Here is a 20,926-nt window from a genome sequence, read left to right on the forward strand (position 1 = left end):
GCGTAAATGTAACAAGATTACAACGCTGCGGCCGTGATTAATGTTAAATGTCCAACAATAAACGCTGTGGATCTTCTAACAATTCTTTAATTGTAACTAAGAAACCAACGGACTCTTTACCATCGATGATCCGGTGATCATACGACAACGCTAGGTACATCATTGGTAAAATTTCTACCTTACCGTCGACCGCCATAGGTCGGTCTTGGATTTTATGCATACCTAGAATCGCACTCTGAGGTGGATTCAGAATCGGGGTTGATAACAAGGAACCGAACACCCCACCATTGGTAATGGTGAAGTTACCGCCCTTCATATCGTCCATGGTTAATTTGCCGTCGCGACCTTTAATCGCCAAATCGCGAATGCCATTTTCAATTTCAGCAATGCTCATTTTGTCGGTGTCACGTAACACTGGCGTTACCAAGCCACGCGGCGTCGACACAGCAATGCTGATATCAAAGTAGTTGTGATAAACAATATCATCACCGTCTAACGAAGCGTTGACTTCTGGGAAGCGTTTCAGAGCTTCAGTAACCGCTTTCACATAGAAGCCCATAAAGCCTAGACGCGTGTCATGACGTTTTTCAAACTCGTCTTTGTATTTCTTACGCAAGTCCATAATCGGCTTCATATTGACTTCATTGAAGGTCGTCAACATTGCCGTGGCGTTTTTCGCTTCTAGCAAGCGTTTCGCGATGGTCTTGCGTAGACGCGTCATAGGCACACGTTTTTCTTCACGATCTCCGCTGGCTGCAGCTGCGGCTGGCTCCGATTTTGCAGGTGTCGATGAGGCTTTCTTGCCGCCTTCTTTGACATGTTTTTCAACGTCTTCTTTGGTTACGCGACCACCTTTGCCGGTGCCTTTAACGTCGGAAACTTTAAGGCTGTTCTCAGCCAGTAATCGACGTACAGCTGGGCCTGCCACTTCGCTATCAGAAGCTTCTGACTCCGCAGTATCGCCATTGTCAGAGCTAGCGCTGCTGGTTGAGTCGTCTTTGGCTGCGGCTTCGCCGCCAGCTTCAACAACGCCAATCACATCATCCGCACCTACGGTAGCGCCTTCGTCTTGCTTAATTTCTGCCAACACACCATCAGCTGGAGCAACGACTTCGAGCACCACCTTGTCCGTTTCAATATCGACAAGATTTTGGTCACGTGTCACTTTTTCACCGGCTTTCACATGCCAAGTCGCGATCGTCGCATCAGACACGGATTCAGGTAGCTGTGGTACTTTAACTTCTAGCTTTTCGCCTGAGCCACTAGCGCTCTCTTTCTTTTCAGCTTTTTGTTCAGACTTTTGCTCAGACTTGTCATCTGCTTTTTTGTCAGACTTGTCATCTGCTTTTTTGTCAGACTTGTCATCTGATTTTTCGTCAGTTGAACCGCCACCGTTACCTTTATCTAGCTTACCGATCACTTCATCAGCACCCACAGTGGCGCCTTCTTCAGCAATGATTTCGCCAATCACACCGTCTTCCGGCGCCACGACTTCCAACACCACTTTATCGGTTTCAATATCGACCAGATTTTGATCGCGCGAGACTTTGTCACCTGGCTTCACATGCCAAGTAGCTACTGTTGCATCAGCAACAGATTCAGGTAGTTGTGGAACTTTAATATCTATAGCCATGGTCAATTATCACCTATTTAATGGTTAGCGCGTCATCGACTAATTTCTGTTGTTGTTTATTGTGCTCGGAGAGGTAACCTACTGCTGGTGCAGCCGATGCCTCACGGCCAGCGTAAGTTAGGTCAGCCCCTTTCGGAATCGCCGCTCTGAAATGATGTTGGCTACTGTACCAAGCACCTTGGTTCTGCGGTTCTTCCTGACACCAAACAAAGTCTTTTACGTGTTTGTATGCTTTCAAGATGTCACTGACTTCGTCCGCTGGGAACGGGTACAACTGTTCGATTCGAACAATCGCTACATCTTTACTTTCCCGCTCACGTCGTTCTTTCAGCAAATCGTAGTAAACCTTACCTGAACAGAATACCACTCGTTTCACTTTCTTAGCGTCCAAAGAATCGATTTCATCAATCGCGTTTTGGAATACACCGGTACTCATGTCTTCTAACTCTGAAACGGCCAACGGATGGCGCAACAGCGACTTCGGTGTCATTACAATCAGTGGTCGACGCACTGGACGTAAATGCTGGCGACGTAACATATGGAATACCTGCGCCGGCGTGGTCGGTATACAGACTGACCAGTTATGGTCGGCTGAGAGTTGCAAGAAACGCTCGAGTCGAGCTGAACTATGCTCAGGCCCTTGCCCTTCGTAACCATGGGGCAGTAACAATGTTAAGCCGCATAGGCGCCCCCATTTTTGTTCACCAGAGCTCAGGAATTGGTCAATGACCACCTGGGCTCCGTTCACAAAGTCACCAAACTGTGCTTCCCACATTACCAACGCTTCTGGCTCTGCGGTTGCATAGCCGTATTCAAACGCGACGACTGCAGCTTCTGACAGTACCGAGTCATAAAGTTCGATCTGGCCTTGGCCTTCACGAATGTTATTCAACGGCATATAAGTCGACGCGTCATTCTGATTGTGCAACACCGCATGGCGATGGAAGAAGGTTCCGCGACCACTATCTTGACCGGTCAAACGAATATGCACACCTTGATCAACCAAACTTGCATAGGCAAGCGTCTCAGCGAAGCCCCAATCGGCTTTCTTTTCGCCTTTCGCCATTTTCATACGTTCGTCGTAAACTTTTTTCACGCGCGAGTGCAGTTTATGGTCTTCAGGATAACTGCTCATTTCAGTACCAAGCTGCTCTAGCTGGGTGGTACTAATTTTTGCATCGTAATCGACATCCCACTCGTTACCAATATAATCAGACCAATCGCTCGAGTGTGCTTTCATTTCGCGGAACTCATCGACGACGATCTCGCCTTTATCCAACAAGTCACGATAGTTACTAACCAGCGATTCTTCTGTGTCTTCACTCACCAGCCCTGCGTCTTGCAGAACTTTTGCGTAACGCTTACGCGCCACTGGGTGTTTTTTAACTTTGGCGTACATCACCGGCTGGGTTGCACTCGGTTCGTCCGCTTCGTTATGGCCATGACGGCGATAACAGACCAGGTCGATCATCACGTCACGCTTGAAGGTGTTGCGATAATCAATGGCTAATTGCGTAACGAAGACCACCGCTTCTGGGTCATCTGCGTTGACATGGAAAATCGGCGCTTGGACCATCTTCGCGATGTCAGTACAGTATTGTGTGGAGCGGGTGTCTTCACGTTTCGAGGTCGTGAAGCCAACTTGGTTGTTAATGACGATGCGAATCGAACCGCCAACTTGGAATGCGCGTGTTTGAGACATATTAAAAGTCTCTTGCACAATGCCTTGACCAGCAATTGCTGAGTCACCATGAATCGTGATAGGCAGTACTTTAGCGCCTTCTTTGTCACCCAAGCGGTCCATCCGCGCACGCACTGAGCCCATGACGACCGGGTTCACAATTTCTAAGTGCGATGGGTTAAAGGCAAGGGCCAAGTGAACATCGCCACCTGGCGTTGCAAAGTCAGAAGAGAAACCCATGTGGTACTTAACGTCACCAGAACCTTTATTGGTACTGTGTTTACCGGCAAATTCGTCAAACAGGTCTTGCGGCTTTTTACCAAGAACGTTTACCAGTACATTCAAACGACCACGGTGCGCCATTCCGATGACAGCTTCCTTCGTGCCCTGTTCGCCAGCGCGACGAATCAACGCTTTGAGCATCGGCACTAAACTGTCACCACCTTCTAGCGAGAACCGTTTGGCACCTGGGAATTTAGAGCCCAAGTACTTCTCTAAACCGTCTGCGGCAACCAGTTCTTTTAAGATGTTCTTCTGTTCGTCGGTGTTAAATTCCGGCCGGCCACGAACGCCTTCTAAACGTTGTTGAATCCAACGTTTTTCTTCCGTCGAGACGATGTGCATGTACTCAGCACCAATCGACCCACAGTAAATTTGTTCTAGCAGCTGGTGAATCTCACCGAGCTTCATGGTCTCTTGACCCACTGCAAGTGATCCAACATTGAATTCTTGCTCGTAGTCGTCTTTAGACAAATCGTGATGCTCGAGCGAGAGGTCAGGAACAGTTTCCTGTTTCCATAGATCAAGGGGGTCAAGATTCGCGTGTTGATGACCACGGAATCGATAGGCGTTGATAAGCTGTAACACCTTCACTTGTTTTAAGTCAGGTGCCCCTGCAACGACCGTACCTGCTTGCTTCAGCTTATTCTTCGCCAGCGCTCTAAATTGCTCACGAATTTCACTGTGTTTGGTGTCATGGCCGCTACCTTCACGCGGTAACTGGTCGAAAAACGTTCGCCATTCATCACCAACAGCTGTCGGGTCGTCAAGGTAAACTTCGAAGAGTTCCTCAACATAAGCCATGTTACCACCAGCTAGGTGGGAGGATTCTAGCCAGGCTTGCATTACACCATCTTGCATCGCTGTTCCTTCACACTCACATTTTATAAAAAAATAGCCACCCAAGCTGGATGGCTATTTCGATACAGCTCGGCCATTACTATAGCAAAATCAGCGCGATTACACTAAACCGCGCGACTCAATAGCATGGATTTGATGTGTCCAATAGCCTTTGTCGGGTTAAGACCTTTCGGGCAAACGTTGACACAGTTCATGATTCCGTGGCAACGGAAGACACTGAATGCGTCATCTAACTCATCAAGACGTTGCTCTGTTGCAGTGTCTCGGCTATCGATTAAGAATCGATACGCATGGAGTAAGCCAGCGGGTCCGACAAATTTATCTGGATTCCACCAGAACGACGGGCATGAGGTTGAACAGCATGCACAGAGAATACACTCGTACAAGCCATCCAGTTTTGCGCGTTCTTCTGGCGACTGGAGACGCTCGCGCGCCGGAGGCGTTTTGTCATCGTTAATCAGATACGGTTTGATTTTTTCGTATTGTTTATAGAACTGCGTCATATCAACAATCAAATCACGAATAACCGGTAACCCAGGCAATGGACGAATTACAACTTTGTTGCCCTTAAGAGCTGACATTGGAGTAATACAGGCCAAGCCATTTTTACCATTCATGTTCAAACCGTCTGAACCACAAACACCTTCACGGCATGAGCGGCGAAATGCTAACGTTGGATCTTGCTCTTTAAGCTTTAACAGCAGATCCAGCACCATCATGTCTTGCCCTTCATCAATTTCAAGGGCGTAGTCTTTCATATAAGGTGCGTTATCAACATCCGGGTTGTAACGATAAACTGAAATACTCAACTTCTTCATCGTTGTCACCTAACCTTAGTAAGTCCGCGCTTTCGGCGGGAATGCTTCACGCAGCGTAGGCTGCATATTCACTTCTCGTTTAATCATGTCTTCTGTCTCTGGACGATACACCGAGTGTGCCAGCCAGTTTTCATCATCACGATCAGGGTAGTCTGCACGGCTATGCGCACCACGACTTTCAGTACGGAAGTTTGCAGCTACCGCTGTTGAATACGCAGTTTCCATTAGGTTATCGAGCTCAAAGCACTCGATACGCTGCGTATTAAACTCTTTACTGGTATCGTCAAGACGAGCATTTTTCAGACGTTCACGGATCTCTTTCAATTCCGCCAAACCTTCTTTCATTGCTTCACCTTCACGGAATACCGAGAAGTTCAACTGCATGCAGTTTTGCAAATCTTTCTTAATTTGTACTGGGTCTTCGCCTTGTTGAGTATTTTCCCAACGCTGCGTGCGCGCCAGCGCTGCATCGACATCGTCGCTACTAGCTTCGCGTGCTTCGCTATTAGCTGCCAGTGATTCACCAAGGTGTAAGCCAGTTGCGCGACCAAACACGACAAGGTCAAGCAGTGAGTTACCACCTAGGCGGTTTGCACCATGCACTGATACGCAGGCAATTTCGCCACAGGCAAACAAACCTTGAACTGGTTTCGTTTTACCATTTTCGTCAATCTGTAAGGCTTGACCGTTTACGTCCGTTGGAATACCACCCATCATGTAGTGACAGGTTGGAATTACTGGAATTGGCTCTTCCGCTGGGTCAACGTGACCGAAGGTCTTCGCCAGATCACATACGCCAGGCAAACGACTTTCCAGGACATCGCGACCAAGATGGTCAAGTTTCAATTTCAAGTGCGTACCCAGTGGCCCTTCACAGCCACGACCTTCACGGATCTCAGTCATCATCGACCGCGCTACAACATCACGCGATGCAAGGTCTTTGGCATTTGGTGCGTAACGCTCCATGAAGCGCTCACCATCTTTATTCAACAGGTAACCACCTTCACCACGACACCCTTCAGTAACCAGGGTTCCCGCGCCGGCAATACCGGTTGGGTGGAACTGCCACATTTCCATATCTTGAACTTGCACACCGGCACGCAGTGCCATACCGATACCGTCACCAGTATTGATGTGGGCATTGGTAGTTGACGCGTAAATACGTCCAGCACCGCCGGTTGCCAAAATAACTGCTTTCGCTTTAACGAAGAATACTTCACCAGTTTCGATGTTCATGGTGGTTACACCTACCACAGCACCGTCTTGGTTTTTCACTAAGTCTAACGTGTACCACTCAGAAAATACGGTGGTCTTATTCTTTACGTTTTGCTGATAAAGCAAATGCAACAATGCGTGGCCGGTACGGTCAGCGGCTGCCGCTGTACGCGCTGCCTGCTCACCACCAAAGGCTTTAGACTGACCACCAAATGGGCGCTGATACACTTTACCGTTTTCAAAACGTGAGAACGGTAAGCCCATGTTTTCCAGCTCTAGAATTGCTTCTGGGCCGGTTTTACACATGTATTCAATGGCGTCTTGGTCACCGATATAGTCCGAACCTTTAACGGTATCGAACATGTGCCATTCCCAGTTGTCTTCGTGCGCATTACCCAGCGCCACGGTGATACCACCTTGCGCTGAAACAGTGTGCGAACGAGTTGGGAAAACTTTGGACATCAGCGCACAGCTCATGCCTGATTCAGAAATTTGCAAGGCCGCACGCATTCCCGCGCCACCTGCACCAATAACTACAGCATCAAATTCTAGAGTTTGTACGCTCACTTACACACCCTCCACAGGCCACACTACGAGTAAACCGGCGAGCCAGTACACGATGAGCGCGACGCTTACTACGAATTGAATGAAAGCTCGTAAGCCAGAATTTTTGACATAGTCAGTGATCACCTGCCAGATACCAATCCAGCCGTGAATTAACACTGAGGTCAATGCCAACATGGTGAAAATCTTCATACCTAAATGACCAAAAAGATTGGTCCATACGGCATAGTTCAGCGTGTCAGCTGAAACTAAAAAGCTCACCATGAAAATGGTATATAACGCCATAACGATGGCTGATGCGCGTAGCAAAACGAAATCATGTGTGCCGCTACGGCCAAATGTTGAAGCTACCTTTACCATAACCACACTCCTGCTAACACGGATAGTACGACAGCAAGTACAAACACAATTTTCGCACTTACACGGCCAGAATCGAGTTCTTCAAAATAACCCATATCCATGCACATGTGACGCACGCCAGCTAACAGATGATAACTAAGTGCAGTAAGGATGCCCCAGGCGATAAACTTAGCAATGAAGCCGGTGAATAATTCATGCACCATTGCAAAGCCTTCGGCTGATTGCAGAGAAGTAGCTAACGCCCAGACTAACAAACCTACAGAAACCAACATGATAACGCCGGAGATACGGTGTAAAATCGAGCTGATTGCTGCCGCTGGGAAGCTAATAGTTGTAAGTTCTAAATTTACAGGTCTTTGTTTTTTCACGATTGTTGTGCCTTTCAGAAAAGCATTGTTAACATGCTCGGAACTTCAAACATCCTCATCCTTGATGACCCAGTGCCAAAAAGGAAAGAGAACCCTGTGAGATCGCCGCCAAAGTATATAAGCCACAGCCTCGAATTACAATTCTCTAGCGCCGACTTTCCAAGAAAAACGGTAATTTTTTCGGTTTAGATCAATCGACTGTAAACTTGCTCTTGATACAATCCTACCTTAGTCGTATACACACAACTGTTCGAAGCACGTATAAAGTTCACCAGAGAAAAGGTAGACTAGCGGTTTGAGTCATCCAAATCACAGACAACTGCGTAGTCATGGCAGTTTTATTTGACGTAGCTCATGCTTTTTCGCCGCAATTAAACAGCTGTTTGAATTGACATGAGCGGTAAAGATCAAGTAAATTCTATCGCCCTTTTTAGTGATGAAGCAGACTTAAACAAGGAGATTTCCTTATGGCTGATCGTAAAGCCACACTGCAGATTGACGGCCAATCCATTGAATTGCCAGTATTATCTGGTACAGCCGGCTATGATGTTATTGACGTGCGTACCTTAGGTAAGCATGGCCACTTCACGTTTGACCCAGGCTTCCTTGCCACGGGCTCATGCGAATCAAAGATCACCTATATCGATGGTGAAAACGGCATCCTTCTGCACCGCGGATACCCGATTGATCAGCTAGCGACGCAAGCGGATTACCTAGAAGTCTGCTATATGCTGTTGCACGGTGAAGCGCCAACGGCCGACGAATACGCCGATTTCCAGCACACCATTACGCAACACACAATGGTTCATCAAGGCCTGCATAATTTCTTTAACGGCTTCCGCCGCGACGCGCATCCAATGGCGATGCTTTGCGCAGTAACCGGCGCCCTGTCATCGTTCTATCATGATGACCTTGATATTCACGATGAGAAGCAACGTCTTCGCAGTGCCTATCGTTTGATCGCAAAAATGCCGACCATTGCAGCGATGGCTTACAAATTCAGTATTGGTCAGCCTTTTGTATACCCACAGAACGACCTGTCCTATTCTGAGAACTTTTTAAATATGATGTTCTCGGTGCCGGCTGAAGACTATAAAGTTAATCCAATTATTGCCAAGGCAATGGACCGCATCTTCACCTTGCACGCTGATCACGAGCAGAACGCATCTACCTCGACCGTCCGCTTAGCGGGTTCGTCAGGTGCCAACCCTTACGCTTGTATCGCCGCGGGTGTAGCATCCTTGTGGGGGCCTGCCCACGGTGGTGCCAACGAAGCTTGCTTACGTATGTTGAAAGAAATTGGTAGCGTCGACAATATTCCAGAATATATCGACCGCGCCAAAGACAAAAATGACCCGTTCCGTCTAATGGGCTTTGGTCACCGTGTCTATAAGAACTTCGACCCACGCGCAACAGTCATGCGTGAAAGTGCGCACGAAGTTTTGCAAGAACTCAACATCGATGATCCTTTACTCGACGTGGCAATGGAACTCGAACGCATTGCGCTTGAAGACCCCTACTTCGTTGAGAAGAAGCTTTACCCGAACGTCGATTTCTACTCGGGCATTATTTTAAAAGCTATCGGTATTCCAACCAATATGTTCACCGTAATCTTTGCGCTATCGCGTACGGTCGGGTGGATTTCACATTGGCATGAAATGATGGGCGAAGAGAACCAGAAGATTGGTCGTCCACGTCAATTGTATACCGGTGAAGCGAAACGTGATTTTACGCCGATTAAGCGTTAATTGAACGTTTTCACCAATTATTAGTAAAAAAGCACGCTCCGGCGTGCTTTTTTTATGGTCTCTGGCGCCTCTTCTTTTATTGTTGGTTCTAAAGCGTTTCTCTCCATCGCTCACTAATGGTTATAACTTATTGGTTTAAAAGGATATAACACCTTTCACCTCGGTTAAAAGTTACACTTGGCACGTTCCCTGCATAAACTTAATCATCTTCGCTAACGTCTTAACTCTTTGAACACAGCTACGTTTCGCGATTAATGAATAACAAAGTTCACGGGGACACTAACAATGAATACCAAACCGATTCTTAATCATCTTAGTTTTGTCGGCTTGACTGCTTTAATTCTGACTTCAAGTCTGTTGCTAAACGGTTGTGGTCAGGCCGACGCTTCTAATCAATCAGCCCAGCAAGAAGAACAGCTGGTGCGTATCCCCGTCGCCACTGAAGAAGTTCGTCGGGGCACCATTACCTCGAGTTTTAAAACCACAGCAACCTTGGAAGCTCGCGATGAAACAGACGTGATCAGCAAGGCTAACGGCATTGTTGAAGAAATTTATGTAGAAGAAGGTCAATATGTAGAGCAAGGCGAACTACTAGCCAAGCTACGGGATGATGAGTACCGCATTCAACTCGCGCAGGCCCAAGCTGAGCTAAACAGTATTCAACAAGAGCTACGTCGTGTTAAAGATATGGCTGACCGCGATATGATTAGTGCTGACGCCTATGACAAACTGCGCTATCAAGCGGATTTGCAGCAAGCACGTTTCGACATGGCCAAGCTAAACCTTACCGAGACACAAATACGCGCGCCAATTGCCGGTGTTATCGCTGCACGTTACGCCAAATCCGGCAATATGATTAGCCAATACCAAGCGCAGAAACTATTCCATATTATTGCGCTGGACCAGCTAGAAGGTAATGTTTACCTGCCTGAACGTGAACTACCCTACGTTGCTGTTGGCCAAGCTGCACAGCTACGCCTAAGTGCCTTTCCTGAGCAACCTATTACCGCGACTGTCGTTCGGATAAGCCCCATGATCGATACACAATCGGGAACCTTTAAAGTAGTACTGAGCGTGGCAAACCCTGAACGAAAACTAAAATCCGGGATGTTCGCACAGGTTAATTTAGATTATGCCACCCATGACAACGCCATTACGGTACCGCGCTACGCAGTGCAGAGCCTCGACGGCCAACATTCAGTATTTACCGTTGATGCCGAAGGTGTGGCCCATAAAGTCGACGTAACACTCGGCTTTGAAGACGAAACCCACGTTGAAATAGTAAGTGGTATCAATGCCGGTGAACAACTAGTGGTTAGCGGCCAAGCCAACTTAAAAGATGCGGCATTGGTGCAGGTTATCAAGAGTGAGCAACAATCATGAGTCTGGCCCGTTTAGCTGTGCGCCGACCGGTAACTGTCGCGATGTTTACCCTCGCAGTTTTGTTATTCGGTATGGTTTCCCTAGGCCGCATTCCGGTCACCTTATTACCTGATCTTGCGTATCCTACGTTAACGGTTCGTACCGACTACCCCGGAGGTGCTCCGGGAGAGGTCGAGCAACTCGTTAGTAAACCCGTTGAAGAAGCACTTGGAACAGTAAAAGGAGTGCGACGAATTGAGTCGATATCACGTGCGGGGCAAAGTGATGTGCTGATCGAATTTGCCTGGGGCACCAACATGGATATGGCCAGCCTCGATGTACGTGAGAAAATGGACCTGGTTAACCTGCCCTTAGATATTGAAAAGCCAACCTTATTGAGGTTTAACCCAGCAGAAGAGCCGATCGTCCGCTTAACTCTCGGTTTTGAAGCTATTTCCGAACCCAATATTAGCGAGCTAAAACGATTAAGAACCTTTGCCGAAGAAGAGTTAAAACGTCATCTCGAAAGTATAGAAGGTGTGGCCTCAGTGCGGCTTGGGGGTGGCTTAGAAGACCAAATTCAAGTTTTAGTCAACGAGCAGCAAGCCACTCAGTTGGGCATTCCCATGAGTTTGATCATGCAACGCTTGCGCGACGAAAATATTAACCTTTCAGGTGGTCGCCTTGAGGCGCAGCGCGCTGAATACTTGGTACGAACGTTAAATCAATTCCAAGATCTTGACGACATAGGTGAAATTTATATCGCAACTCGAAGCGAACGGCCTATTTTGCTGCGCGATATTGCCACCATCGAAAATAGCTTTAAAGAACGTGACTCTATCAGTCGTATCGGAGGTAAAGAGGCAGTAGAAGTATCACTATACAAAGAAGGTGATGCCAACACCGTACAAGTGTCTAAAGCGATACAGTCGCACCTCGCACAATTGCAAAGCAACCAACTTATTCCAAACAGCTATCGTGTCAGTCCGATTGCCGATCAAGCGGTGTTTATCCAAGCTGCGATCGCTGAAGTTCGCAATGCGGCGGTACTCGGTGGTCTACTCGCCATGGTGGTTATCTATCTATTTCTACAACGGCTGTGGCCCACCGTAATTATCTCTCTCGCGATTCCAGTGTCGATCATTGCCACCTTTAATTTAATGCACGGCTATCACATTTCATTAAACATGATGTCACTAGGCGGTATCGCCTTAGCTGTTGGTATGCTGGTAGACAATGCGATTGTGGTGTTGGAGAACATTGCCCGGCACCGGGAAGACAAAGGCGCCGACGATGCAGAAGCAGCAGAACAAGGTACCAGTGAAGTCACGGGCGCCATTATCGCCTCAACACTCACCACTATGGCGGTGTTTTTCCCGCTGGTTTTTGTCGAAGGTTTAGCAGGTCAGTTGTTTGCTGATCAAGCTTTGACGGTCACATTTTCATTGCTGGCGTCATTATTTGTCGCCCTGACCCTCATTCCAATGCTTTCTGCTAAGCAGCGCAGTGCCGATGCCCCAATCACAGACCGTCAGCACTTCCCCGCGGCCGACCGTCGCAGTGGCTGGAAGTTTTGGCTAATGTCGCCGGTTTTGTTGGTGTTTCGCTGGCTCCCCCTTGCCTTGGTGAGCGTTACGCTTTTACTTTGGCGCAGCATCGCCAAACTACTCGGTTGGCTTACGACGCCCTTGCTTCGTGGGTTCGATTGGGTCTACCAAAGATTAACCCTAAGTTATCAAAAGCTACTGCGAGCGGCGCTCGCACACGCAAAAACAACCTTGGCCATTATTGTGGTGTGTGCTGCAGCTTGTTATGCCTTGATCCCGTTGTTGCCGGTCAGCCTGCTACCGAGTATGGCCCAAGGCGAGTTCTACCTAGAGGTTGAGCTGCAGCCAGGTGCCACTATCGACGATACCGATGCGGTATTACAGGGTTTGGCCAATCATTTAGCCGAACAACCTGAGCTCAACGCTACGGTCGCACGTTCCTACAGCATTGCCGGAACCGGCAGCCTGCTAAATGCAGCGCCAGGTCAAAACGGCAACCAATGGGGACGCTTCAACGTTGTCATGCAACCGGGCAGCGCTCCGCTAGCGGAGAGCCGCGTTCAGAATGCATTACGCCGCTATGCCGAGCAATTGCCTGGTGTACAAACAAAATTGGGCCGGCCGGAGCTATTTAGTTTTAGCAGCCCTATTGCGATTGAGGTGACCGGCTACGATATCGACTTGTTACAACAAGCGGGCCAGCGCATCGCACAAGGTTTAGCCCAGCATGAGGTCTTCACTGACATACGGGTCAACATGAGTGATGGCCAACCAGAAATCGCCATTTATTTTAATCACTCGAAATTGGCTCAATATGGTTTAACCAGCGCGTCCGTATCTGAACTATTAGCAACCAAAATTGGCGGCCGCGTAGCCACACAATTTAGTCTTGATGACCGTAAAATTGACATCTTGGTTCGCAGCCAGGCCAGCGACCGTGATTCTGTACGTGATCTCGAGCAACTTGTGATTAACCCTGGTGCGTCACGCGAGATACCGCTGCAAGCTGTGGCTGATATTAAGCAAATTATGGGGCCGAGTGAAATTAACCGGATCGACCAGCAACGTACTGCTGTGGTGCAGGCTAACTTGGCTTCGGGGGATCTCGGTAGTGCGGTTGCAGTGGCGCAAGAAATTGTCGCAAACACCCAACTACCACTTAGTATTCAAGCCAATGTTGCCGGCCAAAGCGAAGAAATGCAGCGCTCATTTTTATCTCTGCAATTTGCCCTGTTACTGGCTATTTTCTTAGTCTATTTGATCATGGCATCACAGTTTGAGTCATTATTGCACCCGCTACTCATTTTATTCAGCGTGCCTCTGGCCGGTGCAGGTTCGGTTTTAGGGTTGTATTTAGTGGGTACCGAGCTGAGCGTTATCGTGTTTATTGGGTTAATTATGTTGGCGGGCATCGTGGTCAACAATGCCATTGTTCTCGTCGACCGAATTAACCAATTACGCCAACATGGCGCGAGTCGTTACGATGCAGTGTATCAAGCCGCCCAACAGCGCTTACGACCTATTCTAATGACCATGTTCACCACCGTTCTCGGCTTGCTCCCGTTAGCCATTGGTATTGGCGAGGGCGCGGAAATTCGAGCGCCTATGGCGATAAGTGTGATCGCAGGACTACTGTTCTCTACGTTACTAACACTGGTCTTTATCCCGTCACTGTACTTGTTAGTTGATCGCAAAGAAATGCGGTCGGCCGGCACGGAGGGCGTGTAATGACTGCTGCCAAGTTAGGCGCAAGTTTGGCCCAGTGGGCTCTTCGCCGCCCAGTAACAACCTGTATGGTGTTCTTATCCATGCTCCTGTTAGGAGCCATTAGCTCTCGTTTATTGCCACTCGAGAAGTTTCCCGGGATCGAGATCCCCGAAATTATGGTTTCGGTGCCCTACCCTAACTCGACCCCACAAGAAGTCGAACGATTGATAACGCGTCCGTTAGAGGAAGCTTTAGCCACGCTAAGTAACGTTGAGCGGATGCGATCTTGGTCAAGCAGCGATAATGCCCAAGTTTCTTTGCAGTTTCAGTGGGGAGAGGACATCAATGCTAAGGGAATTGAAGCTCGGGAGAAGGTCGATGGAATGTTGCACCTATTACCCGACGATATTGAACGGGTTCAAGTGCTACAGTTCAACACCGAGGACATGCCCGTATTTCAACTGCGGATCTCCAGCCAACGTGATTTAAGCAACGCCTATGACTTGCTTGATCGCAGCTTACGACGCCCTATTGAACGTGTTGCGGGAGTTTCGCAAGTCACCCTATACGGGGTCGACAAGCAAAACATCGTGATCCGCCTAGAGCAGCAAAAGCTGATTCAGCATAACCTTTCTGCCGCGCAAGTAACCGCACGACTACAGCAAGCCAATTTTGCTTTAACTGCAGGCTATATCGAAAATCCAAACGAACGTATTCTGGTGAACCCCAAAGGTGAGTTTCAGTCGGAATATGAGATCAGAAACCTGCCCATTACCGCCCGTTTAAAGTTAGGAGATATTGCCTCTGTCAGCCGTGAAATGCCGCGCCGCAACGACGGCCGTCATCTGGATCAAACCTATGCCATTGGTATGGATATCTTCAAAGAGTCGAGTGCGAATCTGGTTGATGTATCACAACGGGTGATGAGCGTGGTCGAAGAAATAAGAGATGATCCGCAGTTCAATGGTATTAATCTGTTTGTCATGAACGACACCGCCGATGGCGTCACCACGTCACTGAATGACCTGCTCATGGCAGGTTTATTGGGGGCGCTGCTGTCGTTTATCGTGCTCTATCTGTTCTTGCGTAACATTGTGATCACTCTTGTTGTGGTTTTATCCGTGCCCATCGCTATCTGTATTGCCTTAGGCGGCATGTACTTTTTAGGCTACTCACTGAATGTACTCTCACTTATGGGACTGATGTTAGCCGTAGGCATGCTCGTTGATAACGCCGTCGTTATTACTGAAAGTATTCAGTTTGAGCGCGAAGCAGGCCATGATGCCGAACAAGCGACGTTACTGGGCGTGGGCAATGTTTCAATGGCGGTCATTGCCGGCACCTTAACCACGGCTATCGTATTCTTACCCAATATTTTTGGTAAGAAAATTGACCTTACCATCTTCCTTGAACATACCGCGGTGGCCATTTGTTTATCGCTTTTAGCCTCGCTGCTAGTTGCCCAAACGTTGATTCCATTACTTGCAAGTAAGCTCCATCGAGCCATGCAACCGCGAGTAAAGAAGGCCGTAGCGAAACCCTCCCGCTATCGTCGCTTACTTGAGTGGAGTTGGCATCATCCGCGCTGGACCGGGCTGTTTGCAGTGCTCGTGCTGGCCAGTATTGTCATTCCGTTTGCCGGGGTTAGTGGCGACCAAGAGCCACAAGGGTTCAACGACCGTTTATTCATTAACTATAACCTGCACCAGCAATACAACCTTACTGAGGTAGAAGACGAAGTCGCACGTTTCGAAGATTTTCTTTACCAGCATCAAGAAGCCTTCTATATAGACGCTGTTTACAGTTATTACACCTCTTCAGAGGCGATGTCGACCTTACTACTTAAGCCCGATCGCCCAATAAAACTTAGCGCGCTGATGGACCAAATGCGCGAAGAGTTTCCCAAAATGCTTCGTAGCGAACCGCAATTTGGCTTTGGCGGCAATGGCGAAGGCGTTCGCGTTACCCTAACCGGTCAATCAACCGACGTTTTACAGCAGCTATCTGAACGCTTGGTGCCTATTATTGCCGCCATCGATGGTTTAGATGATGTTCGGGGTGAAACCGAAGCCGGACAGTTCGACTACCTTGTGCATATCGACCGCGAGCGTGTGCATCGGCTCGGCCTCAGTAGTGCCGACGTTGCACGCCAAGTGGCAACTGCTCTTCGAGGGCAACGGTTACGCTCGTTTCGCGGTGACCCAAATGGCGAAATTCCCATGCGCGTAGCTTTCGACAAAGATCTTGAGCTGTCTCTCGAGGCACTTCAAAACCTACCGGTAATGCAGCATGAAGGTCGCGTTATCCCCTTGCATGCCGTCGCCAGCTTCGAGGTGCAATCACGATTTGGTACTATTCGTCGGCTTGACCGGCGTACGTCGCTTGCCATTCAAGCCAATCTAAGTGACGAGCTACCACTTAATGAGGCGCGGGCACAATTAACCGCGGCTTTGAGTCAGCTAAGCTTACCCGACGGTTACGCCTGGAGCCTTGACGGGAGCTTCCAACGCCAACAAGAAGCCGAAAACGTTATGCTGGTGAACACTCTGCTCGCCGTCGCGCTGATCTATATTGTCATGGCAGCACTGTTTGAATCGGTGTTGTTACCCACTGCGGTTATCAGTTCATTGCTCTTTTCCATTGTCGGGGTATTCTGGGCGCTGTTTTTAACTGGCCAGTCGATTACCGTCATGGCAATGATAGGCATTCTAATTCTGATGGGGATTGTCGTGAATAACGGTATTGTTCTTGTCGATCGCATCAATCAATTACTCGGCGAAGGCTATCCGCTGAAAGACGCTGTGATTGAGGGGAGTGTGAGTCGGCTACGACCGATTTTAATGACCGTTGCGACCACCGTACTCGGGTTAGTACCTTTGGCGTTTGGTACCACGCAAATTGGCGGTGACGGACCACCGTATGCGCCCATGGCTATAGCCATTATTGGCGGTTTGGTAGTATCGACCTTAACCAGTTTGCTGTTGGTGCCCTACGTGTACACTCGTTTACTATGGTGGCGCGAACGCTGGCACGCATTGAAGTTACGTGCCAGCGCTATGGTTAGTCAGTTGATTGCTCGTTAGCCCGTGCTAAGTCGGCTGGCGTGTCAATGCCAGCCGGCGGGTTGACGATAGCCTCAGCGACATGAATACGTTCACCGTACCAAAGTACCCGTAACTGCTCGAGCGACTCAATCGCTTCTAACGGACTAGGTTGCCACTCGACATAACGCCAAACAAAGCCCGCACGATAGGCGTAGATACCAATGTGGCGCTTATAACATGCCTGCTCACCCATACGGTTGTCGGTCAAGGCATCACGTTCATAAGGAATCGGTGCACGTGAGAAATAAAGTGCATAACCGTTTGCATCGGTCACCACTTTAACCGCATTCGGGTTCTTTACTTCCTCAATACTAGTGATAGGCACCGCCAGCGTTGCCATTTGAGCGGCGCGTTGGTTCATCAAGTTATCAGCCACTTGGCGAATAATTTCCGGTGGAATAAAAGGTTCGTCACCTTGTACGTTGACCACCACATGATCATCGGCAATCGCAAGGTAATTAATCACCTCGGCAATACGCTCAGTACCCGATTGATGCTCTGCGGCCGTAAGCATTGCTCGCCCGCCAAAGGCTTCAACTGCATCAACAATGCGTTGATCGTCGGTCGCAACAATCACTTCGGCGGCGCCGGCAGCGGCAGCTCGTTCATAGACACGCTGAATCATTGATTTTGAACCAATCATCGCCAGTGGTTTACCTGGTAAACGTGTCGAGGCGTAACGCGCTGGAATAATCACGGTAAAACTCATTTCGGCATTTGCTCCAAATCCTGCGGGCTCAGTGTACGCGCCGCACTTAATAACAACATAGGAATTTCATTTTGCACCGGAAAGGCAAGTCGATCACCGCGACAGACTAACTCTTGGCTGGTCGCTAGCCATACCAAACGCCCTTTGCATAACGGGCATGCGAGCAAGGCTAGTGTACGTTCATCGAGGCTCATGTTGATAACTCGCTAATTTGCTAGACAACTGCTGCCAAAAGGCTTCTGGCAAGCTTGCGGTAACCGGTAAATAATAGCAGTGTTGGTGCGCAATGCTACGCCATTTAGTCGCATCTTTTTCGGTCATCAGTAACACCTCATACGCTTTGAGCTGTTCGCGGTCTGCCCCACTGTACTGTTGATGATCTAGGTAGGCGCGCGTCGCAAATGAGCGCGCTTCAATGCTGCGCACCGTTGCAAAAAATCGTTCTGGATTGCCGATACCGGCTAAGGCCAACGTGCGCCCCTTCGGTAACTCATCGACCACTTTATTATCGGTGACGCGGCGCCAGGCTTGTGGCACTAAACGCATCACATAATTTTCATGGCTTAGTTTGGGGCTGGTAACGGACGTTTCCAGTTTACCGTTCACAATAACCGCATCGACCTGCTGTAAGCGTTTAAGTGGCTCGCGTAGTGGCCCTATTGGTAAACGCCAGCCATTGCCTACACCACGGCTACCATCGATAACGGCAATCTCAAACTGACGTGCAAGACGGTAATGCTGCAACCCATCGTCACTGATAATAACGGTGGTATCAGGAAAGTCTGCCAGTACCTGCTGCGCTGCAGCAACTCTATTCGGTGCAACCACCACCGGTACGCCGCTACGTTCGGCAAGCAGGCGCGGCTCGTCGCCGCAACTTTGGGGAGCAGTGTTACCATCAACGGACAATGGAAACGGCCCCTTGCCGCCATACCCGCGCGACACGATTGCTGGCCGCTGACCTTGGGCTCGTAAGTAGTCGACAATAGCTAAAGTAACCGGGGTTTTGCCGGTACCACCAACACTAATATTACCCACCACCACCACTGGCACCTGAAGCTTTTGCGGTGGCCACCAGCGATAGCGTTGGCGACGAATAAAACTGCTGACCACAAACAACGCATGCAAAGGTAAAAGCAACCACAATATGGGCGCCACAGTGATTTGATACCAAGCGCGTTGCAGCTTCATTAACTTAATTCACCACTGAATTGCAGGCTATAGAGCTGATAATAAGCGCCTTCTTGTTCGAGCAATTGCTGGTGGTTACCACGCTCAATAACAGCGCCATCTTCTAACACTAGAATCTCATCTGCGTTTTCGATGGTCGACAGGCGATGGGCGATCACAATCGAAGTACGATCTTGCTGCAGCGCTTGCAAGGCACTTTGGATATGACGCTCCGACTCACTATCTAACGCCGATGTCGCTTCGTCGAGTATAAGAATGGGGGCGTCACGCAGTAAAGCGCGAGCAATGGCAATACGTTGACGTTGACCACCGGACAACATCACACCGTTCTCACCCACCGTGGTATCGAGACCATTAGGCAGGTTATCGGTAAACTCGGTCACATAGGCTTGTTCAGCGACGCGACGAATATCATCTAGCGTTACGTCACCATGGGCACCGTAGGCGATGTTATTGGCAATACTGTCGTTGAACAAAGTGACATGCTGCGAGACCAACGCAAACTGGCGGCGCAGCGCTTTCAAACGGTAGTCATAAATATCACCGTCATCGAGCTTGATCACTCCCCCTTGCGGGGTATAAAAACGCGTCAGTAGGTTTGAAATCGTCGACTTACCGCTACCAGAGCGGCCAACCAGCGCCAGCGTTTTGCCCGGCTTAACGTGAAAGCTAACATCGGCTAATGCAGGGCTTTCAGTTTCATTGTAAGCAAAATTCACATGTTCGAACTTGATATCTCCGCGCGCGCGGTCGAGGTTTTGTTTACCGCTATCTACTTCGGCATCCTCATCAAGCACGCTAAAAATACTTTGCGCTGCTGCAATACCACGCTGAAAATCACTATTGACCGTGGTCAACTGTTTTAGCGGGCGTAGTAGCATAATCATTGCCGTTAACAGCGTGGTAAAGGCACCCGCTGATAATTGTGCCAGCATATCCGGGAAGCTCGCCAGTACCAAAACCATGGATAAGCTAAAAGAAGCAATCAACTGAATCAACGAGGTACTGAGACTCTGCGCATTAATCAGCTTCATATTCTGGTTACGAGTAATGTTATTAATGGTAGAAAAGCGTTTAGATTCACGCTTTTGACCTTCATACATCACCACCACTTTGTGACCATTTATCATTTGTTCAGCGGTGGTCGTTACATCACCCATGGCGGTTTGAATACGGCCTGACACTTTGCGGAAACGCTTCGATACCACAGCGACAATTTTGGCAATTAGCGGGCCAACCACCAAGAACACCAGTGATAGCTGCCAACTGTGATAAAACATAAGGCTTAACAAGCCAATGACAAATGCGCCCTCACGAATCAAAATCAGTACCGCGCGGCTACTCGCTTCTGCCACCTGCTGGGTGGTATAGGTGATTTTTGAAATCAAGTCACCGGTTGAATGACGATCGTGGAACGACACCGGCAATTTCATCATATGATCAAACAGCTGCTGCCGCAGTGTGGTCACCACACGGAAGCCAACCCAGTTCAAAAAGTACGTCGAAATGAAATTAAATAAGCCCCGCAGAATAAATACAACCGGCACAAAAATAGCCCCATAAAGCAATATTTTGGGGTTACTGCTGGTTAGGCCATCATCGATTAGGGTCTCAATTTGCGAAAAGAAAAAGGTATCGACGCCCGCATACCCGAGCATTCCAATAATCGAAAAGAAAAAGGCCGCACGGTAGGGTTTGATATACCCCATTAAACGTCGAAATGTTTTTTGTTTTACAGTTTCTGCACTCATGCATCAGAATCTACAAGTAGGTCATAAC

At 48.8% G+C, this 20,926-nt stretch carries 14 protein-coding genes; 4 read left to right on the forward strand and 10 right to left on the reverse strand.

The annotated features are described in order from the left end of the window. Positions 1–43: 43 nt before the first annotated feature. The 6 genes from odhB to sdhC form a co-directional block, all read right to left on the reverse strand. On the reverse strand, positions 44–1,633 hold the full coding sequence (odhB, locus tag PSI9734_RS03970; RefSeq protein WP_173919794.1) for a 2-oxoglutarate dehydrogenase complex dihydrolipoyllysine-residue succinyltransferase: 1,590 nt from the start codon (positions 1,631–1,633) through the stop codon (positions 44–46). 13 nt (positions 1,634–1,646) lie between these two features. Next, complete coding sequence (locus PSI9734_RS03975; RefSeq protein ID WP_173919795.1) at positions 1,647–4,454, reverse strand: 2-oxoglutarate dehydrogenase E1 component; 2,808 nt, start codon at positions 4,452–4,454, stop codon at positions 1,647–1,649. A gap of 104 nt (positions 4,455–4,558) precedes the next feature. After that, complete coding sequence (locus PSI9734_RS03980) at positions 4,559–5,272, reverse strand: succinate dehydrogenase iron-sulfur subunit (RefSeq protein WP_173919796.1); 714 nt, start codon at positions 5,270–5,272, stop codon at positions 4,559–4,561. Positions 5,273–5,287: 15 nt separating this feature from the next. Then, on the reverse strand, positions 5,288–7,054 hold the full coding sequence (sdhA, locus tag PSI9734_RS03985) for a succinate dehydrogenase flavoprotein subunit (RefSeq protein WP_173919797.1): 1,767 nt from the start codon (positions 7,052–7,054) through the stop codon (positions 5,288–5,290). After that, on the reverse strand, positions 7,055–7,411 hold the full coding sequence (gene sdhD, locus PSI9734_RS03990) for a succinate dehydrogenase, hydrophobic membrane anchor protein (RefSeq protein ID WP_173919798.1): 357 nt from the start codon (positions 7,409–7,411) through the stop codon (positions 7,055–7,057). Beyond that, a complete protein-coding gene (sdhC, locus tag PSI9734_RS03995; protein ID WP_173919799.1) occupies positions 7,405–7,779 on the reverse strand; it encodes a succinate dehydrogenase, cytochrome b556 subunit in 375 nt (124 codons plus the stop codon). Before sdhC ends, sdhD begins: the two co-directional genes overlap by 7 nt. 467 nt (positions 7,780–8,246) lie before the next feature. On the opposite strand from sdhC, the gene PSI9734_RS04000 reads away from it, so the two are divergent. The 4 genes from PSI9734_RS04000 to PSI9734_RS04015 all read left to right on the forward strand — a co-directional run bounded on the left by PSI9734_RS04000 (position 8,247) and on the right by PSI9734_RS04015 (position 17,226). Then, the gene (locus PSI9734_RS04000) at positions 8,247–9,527 is read left to right on the forward strand and encodes a citrate synthase (RefSeq protein WP_173919800.1); all 1,281 of its coding nucleotides are present in this window, start codon (positions 8,247–8,249) and stop codon (positions 9,525–9,527) included. Positions 9,528–9,812: 285 nt separating this feature from the next. Beyond that, positions 9,813–10,910, forward strand: a complete 1,098-nt coding sequence (locus PSI9734_RS04005) for an efflux RND transporter periplasmic adaptor subunit (RefSeq protein WP_173919801.1) — start codon at positions 9,813–9,815, stop codon at positions 10,908–10,910. Continuing rightward, positions 10,907–14,164, forward strand: a complete 3,258-nt coding sequence (locus PSI9734_RS04010) for an efflux RND transporter permease subunit (protein ID WP_173919802.1) — start codon at positions 10,907–10,909, stop codon at positions 14,162–14,164. The genes PSI9734_RS04005 and PSI9734_RS04010 overlap by 4 nt, the downstream gene beginning before the upstream one ends. Further along, positions 14,164–17,226: an efflux RND transporter permease subunit gene (locus PSI9734_RS04015; RefSeq protein WP_173919803.1), complete on the forward strand. Its 3,063-nt coding sequence runs from the start codon at positions 14,164–14,166 to the stop codon at positions 17,224–17,226. Before PSI9734_RS04010 ends, PSI9734_RS04015 begins: the two co-directional genes overlap by 1 nt. On the opposite strand, the gene kdsB is transcribed toward PSI9734_RS04015, so the two are convergent. From kdsB to msbA, 4 genes are read right to left on the reverse strand one after another with little or no spacing between them, the layout of a single operon-like run. Next, the gene (gene kdsB, locus PSI9734_RS04020; RefSeq protein WP_173919804.1) at positions 17,204–17,956 is read right to left on the reverse strand and encodes a 3-deoxy-manno-octulosonate cytidylyltransferase; all 753 of its coding nucleotides are present in this window, start codon (positions 17,954–17,956) and stop codon (positions 17,204–17,206) included. The two genes, PSI9734_RS04015 and kdsB, sit on opposite strands and share 23 nt — an antisense overlap. Beyond that, entirely contained in the window at positions 17,953–18,150 is a 198-nt protein-coding gene (locus tag PSI9734_RS04025) for a Trm112 family protein (protein ID WP_173919805.1), read from the reverse strand. Before PSI9734_RS04025 ends, kdsB begins: the two co-directional genes overlap by 4 nt. Next, positions 18,137–19,147 (reverse strand): tetraacyldisaccharide 4'-kinase, encoded by a 1,011-nt coding sequence (gene lpxK / locus PSI9734_RS04030; protein WP_173919806.1) that lies wholly within the window; start codon positions 19,145–19,147, stop codon positions 18,137–18,139. The genes PSI9734_RS04025 and lpxK overlap by 14 nt, the downstream gene beginning before the upstream one ends. After that, a complete protein-coding gene (gene msbA, locus PSI9734_RS04035; protein ID WP_173919807.1) occupies positions 19,147–20,898 on the reverse strand; it encodes a lipid A export permease/ATP-binding protein MsbA in 1,752 nt (583 codons plus the stop codon). Before msbA ends, lpxK begins: the two co-directional genes overlap by 1 nt. Positions 20,899–20,926: the final 28 nt, after the last annotated feature.

The organism is Pseudidiomarina piscicola (assembly GCF_902806985.1).
Taxonomy (GTDB): domain Bacteria; phylum Pseudomonadota; class Gammaproteobacteria; order Enterobacterales; family Alteromonadaceae; genus Pseudidiomarina; species Pseudidiomarina piscicola.

What these genes read in the sequence shown, in the direction of transcription:
- odhB (WP_173919794.1), bottom strand. Translation starts at nt 1,633, where the DNA reads ATGGCTATAGATATTAAAGTTCCACAACTACCTGAATCTGTTGCTGAT.
- PSI9734_RS04015 (WP_173919803.1), top strand. Translation starts at nt 14,164, where the DNA reads ATGACTGCTGCCAAGTTAGGCGCAAGTTTGGCCCAGTGGGCTCTTCGC.
- PSI9734_RS03980 (WP_173919796.1), bottom strand. Translation starts at nt 5,272, where the DNA reads ATGAAGAAGTTGAGTATTTCAGTTTATCGTTACAACCCGGATGTTGAT.
- PSI9734_RS04000 (WP_173919800.1), top strand. Translation starts at nt 8,247, where the DNA reads ATGGCTGATCGTAAAGCCACACTGCAGATTGACGGCCAATCCATTGAA.
- PSI9734_RS03975 (WP_173919795.1), bottom strand. Translation starts at nt 4,454, where the DNA reads ATGCAAGATGGTGTAATGCAAGCCTGGCTAGAATCCTCCCACCTAGCT.
- kdsB (WP_173919804.1), bottom strand. Translation starts at nt 17,956, where the DNA reads ATGAGTTTTACCGTGATTATTCCAGCGCGTTACGCCTCGACACGTTTA.
- lpxK (WP_173919806.1), bottom strand. Translation starts at nt 19,147, where the DNA reads ATGAAGCTGCAACGCGCTTGGTATCAAATCACTGTGGCGCCCATATTG.
- PSI9734_RS04005 (WP_173919801.1), top strand. Translation starts at nt 9,813, where the DNA reads ATGAATACCAAACCGATTCTTAATCATCTTAGTTTTGTCGGCTTGACT.
- msbA (WP_173919807.1), bottom strand. Translation starts at nt 20,898, where the DNA reads ATGAGTGCAGAAACTGTAAAACAAAAAACATTTCGACGTTTAATGGGG.
- PSI9734_RS04025 (WP_173919805.1), bottom strand. Translation starts at nt 18,150, where the DNA reads ATGAGCCTCGATGAACGTACACTAGCCTTGCTCGCATGCCCGTTATGC.
- sdhD (WP_173919798.1), bottom strand. Translation starts at nt 7,411, where the DNA reads ATGGTAAAGGTAGCTTCAACATTTGGCCGTAGCGGCACACATGATTTC.
- PSI9734_RS04010 (WP_173919802.1), top strand. Translation starts at nt 10,907, where the DNA reads ATGAGTCTGGCCCGTTTAGCTGTGCGCCGACCGGTAACTGTCGCGATG.